Source organism: Mycolicibacterium wolinskyi (assembly GCF_002101965.1).
Lineage (GTDB): Bacteria > Actinomycetota > Actinomycetes > Mycobacteriales > Mycobacteriaceae > Mycobacterium > Mycobacterium wolinskyi.
Genome location: NZ_LQQA01000033.1, coordinates 284,910 through 300,495 on the forward strand (window position 1 = coordinate 284,910; position 15,586 = coordinate 300,495).

Annotated in this window: 15 protein-coding genes; 10 read left to right on the forward strand and 5 right to left on the reverse strand. The window is 66.0% G+C overall.

The window, feature by feature from the left end; translation table 11 throughout:
• Positions 1-47: 47 nt before the first annotated feature.
• From AWC31_RS31525 to AWC31_RS31535, 3 genes are read right to left on the reverse strand one after another with little or no spacing between them, the layout of a single operon-like run.
• A complete protein-coding gene (locus AWC31_RS31525) occupies positions 48-809 on the reverse strand; it encodes an SDR family NAD(P)-dependent oxidoreductase (RefSeq protein WP_067852183.1) in 762 nt (253 codons plus the stop codon).
• 27 nt (positions 810-836) lie between these two features.
• Positions 837-1,850: an acetamidase/formamidase family protein gene (locus AWC31_RS31530; RefSeq protein WP_067852185.1), complete on the reverse strand. Its 1,014-nt coding sequence runs from the start codon at positions 1,848-1,850 to the stop codon at positions 837-839.
• A 58-nt stretch (positions 1,851-1,908) separates the two neighbouring features.
• The gene (locus AWC31_RS31535) at positions 1,909-3,834 is read right to left on the reverse strand and encodes an ABC transporter ATP-binding protein/permease (RefSeq protein WP_085148926.1); all 1,926 of its coding nucleotides are present in this window, start codon (positions 3,832-3,834) and stop codon (positions 1,909-1,911) included.
• Between the two features lie 498 nt (positions 3,835-4,332).
• Here AWC31_RS31535 and fmdA point away from each other — a divergent pair, with 498 nt between their 5' ends.
• Together fmdA and AWC31_RS31550 are read left to right on the forward strand one after the other, a co-directional pair.
• Complete coding sequence (gene fmdA, locus AWC31_RS31545; RefSeq protein ID WP_085148929.1) at positions 4,333-5,589, forward strand: formamidase; 1,257 nt, start codon at positions 4,333-4,335, stop codon at positions 5,587-5,589.
• A 211-nt stretch (positions 5,590-5,800) separates the two neighbouring features.
• On the forward strand, positions 5,801-7,372 hold the full coding sequence (locus tag AWC31_RS31550) for a serine/threonine-protein kinase (protein WP_085148932.1): 1,572 nt from the start codon (positions 5,801-5,803) through the stop codon (positions 7,370-7,372).
• Positions 7,373-7,383: 11 nt separating this feature from the next.
• Here the strand turns inward: AWC31_RS31550 and AWC31_RS31555 are convergent, their stop codons facing one another.
• Positions 7,384-7,929 carry a GNAT family N-acetyltransferase gene (locus AWC31_RS31555; protein ID WP_234817061.1) on the reverse strand — a complete coding sequence of 182 codons (546 nt, stop codon included), beginning with the start codon at positions 7,927-7,929 and terminating at the stop codon, positions 7,384-7,386.
• Between the two features lie 210 nt (positions 7,930-8,139).
• Between AWC31_RS31555 and AWC31_RS31560 the strand changes: the two genes are divergently transcribed.
• Genes AWC31_RS31560 through AWC31_RS31575 form a run of 4 tightly spaced genes read left to right on the forward strand, consistent with a single transcriptional unit; the run spans position 8,140 to position 10,851 of the window.
• The gene (locus tag AWC31_RS31560) at positions 8,140-9,372 is read left to right on the forward strand and encodes an aromatic ring-hydroxylating oxygenase subunit alpha (protein WP_131807565.1); all 1,233 of its coding nucleotides are present in this window, start codon (positions 8,140-8,142) and stop codon (positions 9,370-9,372) included.
• On the forward strand, positions 9,365-9,880 hold the full coding sequence (locus AWC31_RS31565) for a nuclear transport factor 2 family protein (protein ID WP_084356768.1): 516 nt from the start codon (positions 9,365-9,367) through the stop codon (positions 9,878-9,880). Before AWC31_RS31560 ends, AWC31_RS31565 begins: the two co-directional genes overlap by 8 nt.
• Before the next feature lie 12 nt (positions 9,881-9,892).
• Complete coding sequence (locus AWC31_RS31570) at positions 9,893-10,213, forward strand: NIPSNAP family protein (protein ID WP_067852198.1); 321 nt, start codon at positions 9,893-9,895, stop codon at positions 10,211-10,213.
• The gene (locus AWC31_RS31575; protein ID WP_067852200.1) at positions 10,210-10,851 is read left to right on the forward strand and encodes a class I SAM-dependent methyltransferase; all 642 of its coding nucleotides are present in this window, start codon (positions 10,210-10,212) and stop codon (positions 10,849-10,851) included. The genes AWC31_RS31570 and AWC31_RS31575 overlap by 4 nt, the downstream gene beginning before the upstream one ends.
• Here AWC31_RS31575 and AWC31_RS31580 read toward each other — a convergent pair.
• Positions 10,848-11,504, reverse strand: a complete 657-nt coding sequence (locus tag AWC31_RS31580) for a GntR family transcriptional regulator (protein WP_067852203.1) — start codon at positions 11,502-11,504, stop codon at positions 10,848-10,850. The two genes, AWC31_RS31575 and AWC31_RS31580, sit on opposite strands and share 4 nt — an antisense overlap.
• 154 nt (positions 11,505-11,658) lie before the next feature.
• Here AWC31_RS31580 and AWC31_RS31585 point away from each other — a divergent pair, with 154 nt between their 5' ends.
• The 4 genes from AWC31_RS31585 to AWC31_RS31600 are packed head-to-tail and all read left to right on the forward strand — an operon-like array spanning position 11,659 to position 15,543.
• A complete protein-coding gene (locus tag AWC31_RS31585; RefSeq protein ID WP_198538917.1) occupies positions 11,659-12,096 on the forward strand; it encodes a VOC family protein in 438 nt (145 codons plus the stop codon).
• Between the two features lie 2 nt (positions 12,097-12,098).
• On the forward strand, positions 12,099-13,484 hold the full coding sequence (locus tag AWC31_RS31590; RefSeq protein WP_165766088.1) for a gamma-glutamyltransferase: 1,386 nt from the start codon (positions 12,099-12,101) through the stop codon (positions 13,482-13,484).
• A complete protein-coding gene (locus AWC31_RS31595; RefSeq protein ID WP_165766089.1) occupies positions 13,481-14,245 on the forward strand; it encodes an aspartate dehydrogenase domain-containing protein in 765 nt (254 codons plus the stop codon). Before AWC31_RS31590 ends, AWC31_RS31595 begins: the two co-directional genes overlap by 4 nt.
• Positions 14,242-15,543 carry an amidohydrolase gene (locus AWC31_RS31600; RefSeq protein WP_085148938.1) on the forward strand — a complete coding sequence of 434 codons (1,302 nt, stop codon included), beginning with the start codon at positions 14,242-14,244 and terminating at the stop codon, positions 15,541-15,543. The genes AWC31_RS31595 and AWC31_RS31600 overlap by 4 nt, the downstream gene beginning before the upstream one ends.
• The last annotated feature ends 43 nt before the right edge of the window (positions 15,544-15,586 follow it).

The following is a 15,586-nucleotide window of genomic DNA, read 5'->3' on the forward strand; positions in this document are numbered from 1 at the left end:
GTAGACGCCGCCACGGGCCGGCCGGACTCCCTCCCTCGCGGGACCCGTCAGAACTGCACTCCGCGGGTCAGCGCGCCGTCGACGACGAGGTTGGTTCCGGTGATGAAGCTCGCCGCCGAACTGCTCAGGAACACCACGGCGTTGGCCACCTCCTGCGGGGTGGCCATCCGGCCGGTCGGGTTGAGGGCGAGCGCGGCCGCGAAGAGCTCGGGATTGTTCTCCTCGATCGACGGCCACACGCCGCCAGGGAAGTAGGTGTTGCCGGGGCTCACGCTATTGGCCCGCACGCCTTTGCCGGCGTGGTTGTAGGCCAGGCCCTGCGTGTAGTGGATGATCGCGGCCTTGAACGTCCCGTACGGTCCCGCGGCGAAGTCGATCTCACGACCCGAAACGCTCGAGACCGTGACGATCGAGCCGGCGCCGCTCGCCACCAGATGGGGGAGCGCGGCGTCGACGAGACTCACCGTGCCCATCAGGTCCACCTCGAAACTGGTTCGCCAGTTCTCCGCGCTTTCGGGGATGGCGAGCGCGCTCACGTTGGCGACCACACCGTCCAGCCCGCCGAACGTGTCGGCGGCGCCCGACACCCATTCCGTCACGGCCGCGGCATCGCCGACGTCCACCGCGCTGCCGACCGCGGTGGCACCGCCGGCGGTCAGCTCGGCCTGCGCTTCGGCGACAGCGTCCGGAGTGCGCGCACAGTATGCGACGACGGCGCCCTCGGCCAGCAGTCCCTCGACGACCGCGCGGCCGATGCCACGGGTGCCGCCGGTCACCGCGAAACGCTTGCCCGACAATCCGAGATCCATGTTCGTCCCTTCGACGCGTTAGCGGAATCAGTAGGAGATGGTGCCCAGTGCTTTTGCAGCACTGCGTAATTCGTGGTGGACGCCGCCGTAGGCGGCGGCAGAGGGCAGCAGCCGTTTGTCGATTTTGGTGACGGCGCTGTAGTTGACGTCGACGACGTTGGCGATCGGCACCTGCGAGATCTGGGTCAGCAACTGGTAGGCATCGAGGCGGTCCAGGCCGTACAGCTCACCCAGCCAATGGATCATCTCGACCTGACCGGCGCGCCACGCTTCCTCCAGCGGGCGGCCCGAACCGATGGCCATGAGATGTGTGTCGGTCTCCAGCCGCGGCCAGGCCGGGCCACCGCCTTTGATGAGTTCGACGATCGCGGTGACGTTCATCGCGCCCTCGACCGCGGTGCCGCAGGATTCACCTTCGCCCTGCCGGTAGTGCCCGTCACCGAGCGAGAACAGCGCCCCTTCGACATTGACCCGCAGATAACACGTGGCACCAGCGGTCATCTCGGGCGTGTCCATGTTGCCGCCGAACGCGTCGGGCACCAGGGAGCTGCGCACCTCGCGGCGCGCGGGCGCGACACCGACGGTGCCCAGCATCGGGTTGGCCGGCAGCGCCAGCTCGAAATCGCTGCCGTGCGCGGAGAACGCCAGAGTGTGTGCGGCCGAATCGTATTCGTAGATCCACGTGCGCTCCGGCAGGGCCTCCTGCAGCGTCGGGCTGACCGGAATGCTGGTCAGGCCACCGAAGAACGGGATCAGGGTCGACGCGCCCCAACTGCGGGCAGGTGTGAGGTCGACCAGGTGGACCGCGAGAGTGTCACCCGGTTCGGCGCCCTCGATCCAGAACGGACCGGTCTGCGGATTGAGATCTTCGGTGTCGAGGGCCACGGTCGCCACGCTGTCGCGGCTGGTGATCCGCCCGCCGTAGGCATCTTCGGTCCACAATGTCAGCACCGTCCCTGGCTTGATGCGCATGACGGGCTCGGCACCCCCGAAGGTGTAGTTCAGCTGCTCAACGGTCGGGGTGAAGGTGATGTGGTCCATGACAGCCATCTTGGTATCCGGGCGGCTTCTGTGCCCGGCGAACCCGAAACAGCGTTCCCTACACCGGAACCGGTTCCTCGTCGTCGATGGTTCCCAATCGCCATTGCCCGCCGCCGAGCAGTTCCAGCCGTTGGTCGTGATGTTTGTCGACCGTCGTGCGGTGGGTGACGCTGACGAATACGGTGCCGGGGAGTTCACGTCGCACCAGGCCGTAGATCATGAACTCGAGCGGCTCGTCGAGCGCGGAGGTGGCCTCGTCCAGGAACACCGCCTTCGGTTTGGTCAGCAGAACCCGGGCGAACGCGATGCGTTGCTGTTCGCCGGGGGAGAGCACCTTGGCCCAGTCGTTGACCTCCGACAGCCGGTCGACATAGCGGGGGAGGGCGACCGCCAGGAGCGCTTCGCGTAGCGCGTCATCGGGGATGTCGCCCGGTTCGTGGGGATAGGACACCACGGTTCGCAGATCCCCGAGCGGGACGTAGGGCAACTGCGACAGGAACAACGTCTCGTTCTCGCCCTGTGGGCAGCGCATCGTGCCGGACGAGTAGGGCCACAATTGGGCGAGGCTGCGCAGCAGTGTCGTCTTACCGGTGCCCGATTCGCCGGTGATGATCATCGCGTTGCCGGGATCGAGGGCCAGGTTGAGGTCGTTGACCAACGGCTCCCCGGCCGGATTCCGCACCTCGATGTCGTCGAGTTCGATGACGCTGTCCCGGTTTTCGGTCACCATGACCTTCGGCAGATCGCGGCTTTCGGCGTTGGCGGTGACGAGGCCGTGCAACCGGATGACCGAGGCGCGGTAACCGGCGAACGTGTCGTAGGAATTGCGGAAGAACGACAACGCGTCCTGGATGGCGCCGAAGGCCGTCACCGATTGCGTGACGGCGCCGAGCTGGATCTGGCCGGCGAACAGCCGGGGCGCCTGCAGCAGCCACGGCAGCGGGATGATGATGTGGTTCATCGACAGGTTCCAACCCGTGAACACGATCGTCCGGTTGACGAAGCGTTTGTAGTTGGCGACCACGGGCGCGAATCGCTCACGCAATTGCAGGCGCTCGGCCTTCTCGCCGCGATAGAGCGCCACGGATTCGGCGGCGTCGCGCAAACGCACCAGTGCGTAGCGGAAGGCGGCGTTGAACTTCTCGTTGTTGAACGACAGCCGGATGAGTGGGCGGCCCAGCCAGAACGCGATGACCGTCGCGAATGCGACGTAGACGAACACCGACCAGAACATCGCCCGCGGGACCTCGACGCCGAACACGTTCAGATCCCCCGACAGGTTCCACAAAATCGACGTGAACGAGATGACCGAGACGATCGACGAGATGGCGCCGAAAGGCAGTGTGCCGTTGCTGGTCTGGTGCGGGGTGTTGGGTTGGGGCCCGGAAAGAGCGGTGAACACGTCGATGTCGGACTGGATACGCTGATCGGGATTGTCGATGGTCTGGTCGATGAACCGGGTCCGGTAATAGGCGCGACCGTCGAGCCAGTCGCCCGTGAGCCGGTCGGTCAGCCAGGTCCGCCAGGCCAGCATGAACCGCTGGGTCATGAACAGATCGATGAGAACCCGCGTGACCAGGATTGCCGCGAGCACCGAGAAGATCAGCAGTGAAATCCAAAAGCCGCGTACCCCTGACTCTTTCACGGCCTGGTTGCCGGTCGCGAAGCCCTGCACGGCGATCTGCGCGGCCGAATACAGGTCGTTGCTCTGGTAGCTGAACAGCACCGACAGTCGCACGCCGATGATGACCGACAGCAGCATCGCGCTGAGTAGCAGCCATGGTTTGACGCTGTGGCGGCCGGTGAAATACGCCCCGGTGACGGTCCAGAACTGCCGGCCCCATGTGGTGTACCTGGCAAGGACCGTCAGGACGCCGAATGTGCACAGTGCCGCGATCGTCCATGCTTCGACCAGCCACACGAGCGAGTGGAGTAGTTCGTCGCTCCAGTCGATCGATGGCGTAAACGGCTTCAGATCGTTCACTGGACTTCTCCGGTCTGTCGACTGTTTGCCCGGCTGTGCGTGAAGCTACCGCAGCGCGTGGGTCATTGGTGGTCACCCCGCGCCGCAGCGCCCGCCAGGCAACAAATCAGTTTCAGATGGAAGTTTTTTCTCGAACTGCCGCGCCAACACCTGCACATATCGGTACTGTTGCATGCGTTCTCACCGCAACGGAGGAAAGCTGTTGGTTCTCTACGCATTTCGATGTCAGTCCGGCTGTGGCACCACGAAGCAGCTGTATTCGATGAGTTCTCGACCCGACGCGATCGAGTGCCCGACGTGTTCGGGGCCCGCCCGCAGAACGATCGGCGCTCCGAGTCTCGGGCGCGGGAGCAGTAGTGCGATGGCACTTCAGGACACGACCCGTGCCACGGCCGACAAGCCCGCCGTCGTCGCGGCACCGGCACCGGCCACGCGTCGACAGAAAATCACCACCAACCCACTTCATCAAAAGCTGCCCCGGCCCTGAAGGAGGATTCAATGCCAGACGTTGTTTTCCCACTCGATTCGACCAAGAAATTCACGGAACAGGAAAAGCTCGGCCACAACCGGTGGCATCCGGATATCCCCGCGGCGGTGACGGTCAAGAAAGGCGACTCATTCCGCGTGCATTGCCGGGAATGGTTCGACGGCGCGATCGTCAACGACGATTCCGCCGACGACATTCTCAACGCGCCGCTGACGACCGTGCACGTGTTGTCGGGCCCGATCGCGGTCGAAGGCGCCAAGCCGGGTGATCTGCTGATCGTCGACATCCTCGACGTCGGCCCCATCCCCCAGGAGGATTCCGGCCCGCTCGCCGGACAGGGCTGGGGCTACACCGGCATCTTCCCCACGCAGAACGGCGGCGGCTTCCTCACCGAACAATTCCCCGACGCCTACAAGGCGATCTGGGACTTCTCGGGCCAGCACGCCACGTCGCGCCACGTCCCCGGCGTCGAGTTCACCGGCATCGTCCATCCCGGTCTGATGGGAACCGCGCCGTCGGCGAAGCTGCTGTCGACCTGGAACACGCGCGAGGCCGCGCTCATCGCGACCGATCCCGACCGGGTGCCGCCGCTGGCGTTGCCGCCCGAGCCGCAGGACGCGATCCTCGGCGGGTTGACCGGCGACGCGTTCACCAAGGCCGCCGCTGAAGCCGCCCGCACCGCGCCGCCGCGTGAGAACGGCGGCAACCAGGACATCAAGAACCTCACCAAGGGCAGCCGGGTGTTCTATCCGGTGTTCGTCGACGGGGCGAACCTGTCGGTCGGCGATCTCCACTTCTCGCAGGGCGACGGCGAGATCACATTCTGCGGCGCGATCGAGATGGGCGGGTTCATCGATCTGCGGGTCGACGTGATCTCCGGCGGCATGGAGACCTACGGCGTGAGCGAGAACGCCATCTTCATGCCGGGCAACACCGATCCGCAGTACTCGGAATGGCTGGCGTTCTCGGGCACCTCGGTCACGCTCGACGGCGAGCAGCGTTACCTCGACTCGCACCTGTCCTACCAGCGGGCCTGCCTGCACGCGATCGACTACCTGACGAAGTTCGGCTACAGCCCCGAGCAGGCGTATCTGCTGCTCGGCGCCGCGCCCATCGAAGGCAGGTTGTCCGGCGTCGTCGACATCCCCAACGCCTGCGCGACCGTCTACATCCCGACCGCGATCTTCGACTTCCCCGTCGCCCCGTCGGCGGCCGGGCCGGTCAAGATCGACCCGGGTATCGGCGCACCGCATTCGTCGTTCGGCTGACGGCCCGGCCGCGGTGGTTGCCGCGGTGGTTTCGGAGACAGGGCGGAAACCCATCTATCCTCGTCACCGAGACCACCGCGTGCCCGGCCCGCCCGGGGCTTGGAGAACTGTGTCGCGACACCACGTCCGTCTGGCTATGCGGGAAGCGTCATTGATGACGCTCCTTGGACGGTGGCCTCACGCGAGCCAGGCGGGCTGAAAGGATCGTGCAATGGCCCCGCCCAATGGCGCATCACGCCTCGGCACCCGCTTCGGGCCCTATGAGCTGAGGTCGCTGATCGGCATGGGCGGAATGGGCGAGGTGTACCGCGCCTACGACACGGTGAAAGAACGCATGGTCGCCGTCAAGCTCCTGCGTCCCGAGGTCGCGGCCGATCCGAGCTTCCAGGCCCGGTTCCGGCGCGAGTCGCGGGTGGCGGCCCGGTTGCAGGAACCGCACGTGATCCCGGTCCACGACTTCGGCGAGATCGACGGCGTCCTGTTCATCGACATGCGCCTGGTCGAGGGCGCCAGCGTGAAGGAACTCCTGCGGTCGAACGGACCTCTCGAACCGGCGCGGGCCGCGTCGATCATCACGCAGGTGGCCGCCGCGCTGGACGCCGCGCACGCCGACGGGCTGGTCCATCGCGACATCAAGCCCGAGAACGTGCTGCTGACCACCGACGACTTCGCCTACCTCGTCGACTTCGGTATCGCCCATGTCGGGGGTGAGGCCAGCGTCACGATGACGGGCGTGCTCATCGGCTCGAGTGCCTACATGGCCCCGGAACGATTCTCCGGGGGACCGGTCGGTCCGTCGGCCGATATCTATGCACTGACGTGCCTGCTGTACGAATCGCTGATCGGCAGGCCGCCGTTCGAGACCGGCGATCTCCGCCAGCTCATGAGCGCCCACATGTTCGCGGCGCCGCCGCGGCCGAGCATCATGCGGCGCGGGATACCGCGCGCGTTCGACGACGTCATCGCGGTGGGCATGGCCAAGGAGGCCACGGCGCGGTTCGCGACCGCGGGTGAGCTGGCCAAAGCGGCTCGTGAGGCCGCGTCGCCGGGCGCCGCCAAGGCGGCCGCCGCCGAGGAGGCTCCAACGAGGCCCGCGCCTGCCATCCCCGTGCTACCTGCCGTCACGCCGCCTCCGACGCCACCGCCGCGCAACACCAGGCAGTTCTCGTCGGTCTATCCGAACCCGGACCACACGGGCTACACGCCGTATCCACCGGCGCCGCCATCGCCACCGCAGCCGGCTCGGGCTCCGGAGCCGGGGCCGCGCAAGTCGCGGCTCACGCGAACCCAGCTGATGCTCGTGGTCGCGACGGTTGTCCTGTTCGGCGTGGCGGCGGTCCTGGCATCGATGTTGGCCAGTGGCGGTGACGACAGTGCTGCGACGCGCCAGACACCGTTGTCGGTGCCACCGGCCACGACGAGCGAGCCGTCTGCGGAGTCGACGACCACCACCACGACGACACCGACGGATGCCCCGAGCGGTACCGACGCCCAGGGTTTCGTCGGGCACACGGCGCGGTGTGACTCCGACAGTTCACCCGCCGTGATGATCCGGACCGCGACGTCACTCGCGGTGATCTGCCAGACCGGGCCGAACAGCTTCTATTACCGCGGTGAGCGGCTCAGTGACGGCGCGAATCTGGAGATCGCGAATGCGGTGCGTTCCGGCGACGGATTCGTTGCCGTCAATCCGGCCGACGGCGCGCGCTATGAGGTGAGCCCGGACAATCTGACCATCAGCAGCAACGGGCGTATCGATTCGTCAGAGCCTGCGCTGGGGTAGCGCCCGGAATTTCAAATGTCGTCGAATGCCGGCGCATAACGGAATGTGCCCTGCCGATCGGGCGTCCACGACGTGAGGGTCCGGATCTGAAAGTGTTCGGCCCATTCCTCGACGGGCGGGCGGACGCCGAGCGGCGGTGCGGGCCGGAATCCGAACCGGCAGTAGTACGCGGGGTCGCCGAGGAGGACGGCTTCGGGGAAGCCGAGTGCGTCGGCCGCCGCCAGGACAGCATGCATGAGGGCTGAGCCGATGCCGTGCCGTTGGTGGATGGGCAGCACACCGAGCGGCCCGAGTGCCAACGACGGCCTGCCGTCGAGGTGGGCGCGGCTGCCGAGCACGTGGCCGACGACAGCGCCGTCGATCTCGGCGACCAGCGACAGTGCCGGGATGCTGTCGCCCGCCGCGCCCAATTGGTCGACCAGAGTGGCCTCGACCGACTGTGTCGCTGCGTCGGACGCGAACGCCGCGTTGTGCACGTCTCGCAGCGCTGATCTGTCGTCGGGGGTGGCACGCCGGATGAGCACGAGCAGACTCTGCCTGTCTGCGCGCGGACTCACAACTGATTTATCAGGGGCGGTTGGATACAAGATGCGAAGCGTCGTCCCGCGCGGGTGGCCGCACCATGTCATGTTCCGCGGGTCAACGTGCCGGTGGTTCGTCAAACCTCGCGCCGGTCAATGGCTTTTCCTGGTCGTGACATGACGTGACCGCGTGGTAACACCCGGCGGATAGCTTGGATCCAACATCCTTTGGAAGGAGCGCCATCCGTGCCGAGGTCACTCAGTTCTCGTGCAATCGAAGCGGCGAGAAGGGTTTTGGACGACGTCGACCGGTGCACCGATCCGGTGGCGACAGCCAGGCTGCTTCCGCCCGAGGTCTACACCAGCGACGACTTTTGGGAGTTCGAGAAAGAAGCCATCTTTGCACGAGAGTGGCTGTGCATCGGTCATGTCAATGAGATTCCCGAGCCTGGGGATCAGTTGCCGCTCACCATCATTGATGAGCCCATCGTCATGCTTCGCGACCTCTCCGGAGATGTTCGCGTCATGTCGGCGGTCTGTCAGCACCGCGGTCAACCGTTGTTCGGGGGTTTGGCCGCCGAAGACCGCGGTGCCGACAGCGGGTGCGTCAACACCAGGAGAATGGTGTGCCCGTATCACAATTGGCAGTACGGGCTCGACGGTTGCCTGGTGGCCGCGCCGTCGATGACCGAGACCGTGCCCGTCAAGCGGTTGCGTGAGACGATCCGTCTTCCTCAGATCCGACACGAGATATTCCACGGACTGGTCTTCATCAACTTCGACAACAACGCTGCACCGCTCGCGCCGACCGTGGCCCGGATGGACGAGGAACTGTCGACCTTCGGGATCGAGGACCTGATCGCGCTGCCGGCTCAGGTGTTCCCGAATCAGGCGTGGAACTGGAAGATTCATCACGACAACGCTCTGGAGCCCTACCACACCAGCTACGTGCACCGAGGCGTGCACGAGGCGGCGCCCGCGAAGAACGCGCGGTTCTACGACTTCGGGGAAGGCGACGGCCAAGTCATGCATCCCACCTATCTGCTGGACGAGAACGCCGGCCTGGCGAGCACCGACGGCAAGCGCACGACATCGATCATTCCCGGCCTCACCGAGGAACAGCGCAAACGGGTGATGTTCGCCTCGATACCGCCCATGATGTTCAGCATCCTTCAGCCCACGTTCGTCCAGCTCGCGATGATCCACCCGACCGGCCCCGGTTCGATGGACCTGCGGCGGGTGAATCTCTACCCGAAATCCGCTGTGGAGCAACCCGGTTTCCACGAGGCGTACGAGCGGTTCATGGAGCGCAAGGCGCTGGCCATTCATCAGGACGCCGTGACGACCGCCGCACTCCAGCAGGGCCTGCGTTCCCGCTACGCACCTCGCGGACCGCTGTCCTGGTTGGAATCGAACATCCCACAGCTCAACCAATGGCTGATCGAGCGTTACCGAAAGGCACTCACCGTCGATGTCTGAAACCACCGCCGTTTCCTCCGTGGAGCTGACCGCGTTGCTCGCACGGTTGGACGATCTGGAGTCTCGAGAGGCCATCCGCGGGCTGATGGTCAGTTACATGAGCGCTGCCGATGCGAAAGAAGGCAAGGGGGACAAGGTCGCCCGGCTCTTCACCGAGGACGGCAAATGGCAGAGCGTCGGGCCGCACGGAAATCCCGGGTGGGCGGCGGAGGGCAGGGCAGCACTTGTCAAGAAGTTCGATCGCAACGTCGAGCGCATGCCGTTCTCGGCGCACTTCGTCACCAATCCCGCTGTGCAGCTGTCGGGTGACACCGCTCGCGGACAGTTCATGTACTTCCAGGCCTGCACTTACCGCGCCGATCAGCCATTGTGGATAGCCGGCTCATACGACAACGACTTTCGCCGTGTCGACGGCCAGTGGCTGATCTCGCACATGCGGGTGCACAACTTCTTCACCACGCCGTACGACAAAGGCTGGGTCGCCGTACCGCACATCGATACCCCCTGAGTGGAGTGAGCCGTGAGCTATCGTCATCAGATCCTGCGCAATTTGAAATTCGGCACTCTTGCCGACTTCGTGGGTGCCGAGAAAGAGAAGAACGCCTTGCGGATTCAAGCCGGGCTGACGCCTTATGCCATCTGGTCGCCGGCGTTCGGAGGGTTGCACCATCTAGTCCTGGAAGCAGAGTTCGAGTCGATGGCGGCATTCGAGGCCGAGCATCTGGCGGCGAAAGCGATCGACGGCATTGCGGCGCTCAACGCGCGCCAACTCGAGTGCGTGATCGAGGGAACCGCGCAAGACCGAATGCAACGGTTGAGCCTGGAGGCCGGGCAGGCGTGACGCTCCCCGCAACACGCTGGTATCAGTGGCACGCCCAATACGACGATCTGCATTCGCCCGACACCGATCGGCTCGAAGTAGTGCAGGAATTGATCATTGCCGCCCTCGACCGAGCGCCCGCGGGTCCGCTCACGGCGGTGAGTGCGTGTGCGGGGCAAGCGCGCGACCTGCTGCCCGTGCTGATCCATCACCCGCGCGGCCGCGATGTCCGCGCGCGCATGGTCGAACTCGATCCGCTCAACGCATCGTTTCTCACCGCGGCCCTTGGCAGTACCGACCTCGTCGGCGTCGAAGTCGTGATCGCTGACGCCGGAACCACTGACGCCTATATCGGTGCTGTCCCAGCGGATCTGGTGCTGCTGTGCGGCGTGTTCGCGAACATTGAGCTGGACGACGCCCAGCGGACTGTCGACGCCGCCACCGCATTGTGCCGGCCGGGCGGCATCGTCGTGTGGTCGAGTTACGGCGCCCAACTGGCCCACGCCGACGAGGTGGTGGCGCTGTTCGAGGACCGGGCGTTCGAGCGAATGGCGTTGCGCCGGAGTGCCGAACGCGAATTCGTCGTCGCATCGCACCGATATGTGGGTCCGCAGCGCAGCTTGCCCGCGCACGCCCGGTTCTTCGGCTTCGGCGGCTAGGACGCACCATCGGGGTGGGCACCGCCTTGATTCGCATGGCGATTGGTCAGATGCCTGCGCATCAACATCATTGCCAGCTCGGCGTCGGCGTCGAGCACCGCCCGGAGAATCGCGGCATGCTCGTCCCACGAGCTGCCCACCGCCGTGCTCTTGCCGCCGACAAGGTGGTGCGACTGGTTTCGCACGGCGCGCAGCGTCTCGGCGAGAAACCGCGAGCCGGCGCCCTCGCCCAGCGCGGCGTGGAACTCTTCGTTCAGTTCGTCGAGTTGGGTGTCGTCGCCCGCCTCGGCGGCGCGCTGTCCCTCGTCGAGAATCCTGCGCAGCCTTGACTGCTCGTCCGCGGTGAACCGGTTGACGGTGTGGCGTACGGCGATCAGTTCGAGCGCGACCCGCATTTCCCGCACCACTTCGAGCTCGTGCTGGTCGAGTTCGACCACTCGAACGCCGCGCCGGGGCAGGGACTCGACGAGTCCTTCCGCCTCGAGTCGCCGGAACGCCTCCCGCACCGGAAAGCGTGACACGCCAAGCCGTTCGGAGATACTGAACTCGTTCAGCCGCTCACCCGGCGCCAACTCGCCGTCGAGGATCAGCCGCCGTAATTCGTCGACGGTCTCGGTGCGCAGGGACCGATGTCGGCTTCCGATGGAAGACATTTGGCGAACCCCCGGGTGGCGAGTCACTGGCTATTGGATACGAAGCACTGTATTACCAGGACAGTACACGCCGGGCCGGCGACCCGCCCGGCTGAAACGTACCCGTAATTGGCTGTGCCGTAGGCGGTAACAATCTTTGGATACAACATACTTCGTGACTTCCACATACTCACACATCGCCGCCACCGGCACGGGCGCCGTGACCGTCAAACAGTTCGACCACATCGTGCTGCGTGTACGTGACCCCGAAACGTCTGTCCAGTGGTATGTCGAGAAGTTCGGCTTCCTGGTGCACCGGTTGGATGAATTCCGCGCCGGTACCGTGCCATTCCCGTCGGTGGAGATCTGCCCCGGCGCCATCATCGACCTGGACGGCAGGCATGCGGCGACGGGAACGAACGTTTCGCACTTCTGCATCGAGGTCGAGCCAACCGACATGTATGCGCTCGTGGGGTCGGGTCGGTTCGAGACCGCCGACGGTCCGTACCGGCGTTGGGGCGCAAGAGGTCTGGCGGACCTCATCTATGTGGAGGATCCGGACGGCCACATCATCGAGCTGCGACACTACGGGCCGAGCCAGATCGAGGGCTGACGGTGCTCGACGTGCTCGCCCGGCGCGCCGTGGCATCGGGAAGCCTCGGCGCGGTGTCGGCAGGGTCGAGGACGGCGGCCGCGATCGGAGCGTCAGCGTTCCTTGCGGGCGGCAACGCATTCGACGCAGCGCTTGCCGCAGCGCTGTCCGAGACCGTTGCCCTGCCGTCCAAATGTGGCTTGGCCGGCGATGTGGTGGCGTTGTACGTGACCGCCGGTGCCTCGGCCCCCATCTCCCTCGTCGCCATCGGCGGGGCGTCGGCTGGTTTGTACGCAGCGGCGGAAGCTGCCGGCTGGGAGGTACCCGCAACCGGACCGCTTTCGGTCGGCATCCCGGGTGCGCCGGCTGGGTACAGCAGAATTGCCGAACTCGCACGGCTACCGCTGGAGAGGCTCACCGCGCCCGCCGTAGAGCTGGCTCGCCGTGGCGTGTGGTGGTCACCGATGAACGCCACGCTGGAGTGCGAGGCACGTACACTTCTGTACCGCTACCAACCCGACGGCTGCGTCTACTCGCCGCGTGATGCCAAACACACCGTGGGCGACATGGTGCGGCTTCCTGGGCTCGGGGTTGTACTGGAGGAGTTCGTCGCGCGCGGTGCCGATCTTTTCACCGGCCCGGTCGGCGATGCGGTCGTCGACTGCGTGCAACGGCACGGCGGCATGCTGACGGCGACAGACCTGGTTTCGGTTGATGTGGCCGAGGAGGCCGCACACTGTGTGCAGACAGAGTCGGGGCCGCTCTGGGCGACCAACGCGCCGACCTATGGGCCCGCGCTCACACATGCCATGGCCGGCCGTGTGGTCAGCGATGTCGGGCCCGGCGATGTGCGGCGGAGCCTGGCCGATTTGGCGGACACGAAAACGGCTGCCGCCGAGGGTACTTCGACAGTCGCTGCGGTGGATGAAGCGGGCAACGCGGTCGTGCTCGTTCATTCGTTGTCGTTTCCCCAGTACGGCAGCGGCCTGGTGGTCGGCGAATACGACTTGATTCTGTCCAACCGGGCCGGGCGCGGGTTCACGTTCGCACCGGGGCACCCCAACGCTCCCGTCGCGGGCCGGCGTCCGCTGACCACATTGCACGCGTGGGGGATTGGGCACCGGGACGGCTGGATACTCGGCGCGACACCGGGCGGTCAGCAGCAGGTTCCGTGGAACGTCCAGCTCGTCGCGCAGCTGTTGGACACTTCCGACGACGGAGAACAGGCCATGGGTGACGCACTCGTCACACCGAGATGGCAGCTCGACGCCCCCGGTGATGTTCGGCACGAGGGCCGAGAACTCGGCCGGTTCGAGGCGCGCTCCAGTCACACGCTGGTGCGTACCGCAACGAGCCGGTGTGCGGCTGCGGCAGATCCCCGGTGGGACGGGGCGGCGGTGGCGGTATGACGGGCGTGACGGTGATGGGCAGGGGAGCAATCGGTGGTTTGGTGGCCGCTGGTCTCGCGCGTGGCGATGTGCCGGGGTGCAGCCTTGTCACCGCACTCAACTCACGTAGTGAACGGACACAGGTGCTCGCCGCGATCCGCGCCGGCGATGTCGTGGTCGAGGCGACCACCGTCGAAAGCGCACAGGCCATCATCGGCCTGACCGTGGCGATGGGCCGAGACATCGTCGTGTGCTCGGCCGGAGCGTTGGCCGAGCCGAATTTCTTGCCACAACTGTCGGGTCCGGGACGGATCATCCTGCCTGCCGGCGCCATCGGAGGTTTCGACCTCCTGGCGGCCGCGGCACGAGCCGATCGCGGCGAAGCCCGCGCACAGCACATCACGGTCAAGCGGGCCGCGGCGCTCGGCGCGGACCCGGCCCTGGCCGAGCCCGTGGAAGTGTTTCGAGGCTCAGCCCGCGACGCGGCTCTACGGTACCCACGTACCTCGAACTCGTCGGTCGCGCTTGCCCTTGCCACCGTGGGCCTCGACCGGTTGGAGGTAATCGTGATGGCCGACCCCACAGCGGATTGCACCCACCATACGGTGCGGTGGTCGTCGGCGGTCGGCTGCTACGAATTCCGCTTCCACAACACCGTCGACCCGGCGTCCGGCGGAAGAACATCGGCCATCACGGCGTGGTCGGTCCTGGAGACCCTGTCGGGTTTGCACCGCGGGGCCGGCCCGGGCGTGGTGGTCCAGCCGGGCGGAGACGGCTCATGACCGTTGGGCAGCAAGCCGTCGACAGCCGTGTGCGTGAGCTGCGCGACCAGTTCTCCGGCGCCCTTGCATCGGCGGTGGATCTCTACCGAAATCTGCATCGTCATCCCGAACTGTCCATGCAGGAGCATCGGACCCAGAAGGTCTTGCGCGCTGCGCTCAACCGGACGTCTGCGCGAGTGCGCGAATGCGCGGGCACCGGCCTGGTCGCGGTGCTCAGCAACGGTCGGGGGCCGGTCATCGCCATGCGCGCCGACATCGATGCGCTTCCGCTGCCAGAGTTCACCGGCCTCGCATACGCCAGCCGAGCAGTCGGCACGCTGCCCGACGGCCGACAGACACCGGTGATGCATGCGTGCGGACATGACGTCCATGCCAGTGCGCTCGTCGCCGCACTCACACAGCTCGACCGGCGCCGCGACACTTGGTCGGGAACTTTGGTCGCGGTCTTTCAGCCCGGCGAGGAGACCGGTGTCGGTGCCGCAGCCATGATCGAGGACGGCATCTTCGACGCCACCGGGATGCCCGACGCGATCTACGCCCAACATGTGACGTCCGGACCGATCGGTCTGCTCGTCTGCCGTCCCGGGTACTTTCTGTCCCATCAGCGTTCGTGGCGAATCACGGTCGACGGCCATGGGGGTCATGCATCTCGACCGCACCTCGCCAGGGATCCGGTCGTGGCCTCGGCGGCGATGATCGTGCGGCTGCAGGCGATTGTGTCGCGCGAGATCGACCCGTTGCGGATGGCGGTGCTCAGCGTCGGGTCCATCCACGGCGGGACGGCGCCCAACGTCATCCCCGATCGCGTCACTTTCACGGTGACGACTCGTAACTACGAACCCGCGGTGGGCGATCGCCTGGTATCGGCAATGCACAGAATCATCGCCGCCGAGGCCGCCGCATCCGATGTGGCGGCGCGAATCGATGCTGTCTCGGAGATTCCGGCGTGCAGCAACGATCCCGACGAAACCGCAATCGTGTGCCGCGGCTTGGCAAGTCTGTTCGGTGCTGCGGCCGTGCGCTCACCCGACGACCCGCTTCCGGCGAGCGACGATTTCAGCCAGTACGCCTGTCAACTCGGAATCCCCTCGGTCATATGGAATTTCGGCTGTCAGGAGCCGTCGTTGTTCGGCGACGGGGATGATGTTCCGCGCAATCACACGAGCCGGTTCGCGCCGCACCCCGACGCGGTGACGGTCGGTGCCGCGGCCGCAGTTGCCGTGGTGCGGGAGCGGTGCGCGATCGCGGGATCCAAAATGCAATCTCTTCGAGATGGAGCGGAGGTTCGGCAGCAGTGATCGCCGGAATCCAGTTCGCGCAAGGCGAAACACAGCGGAAACG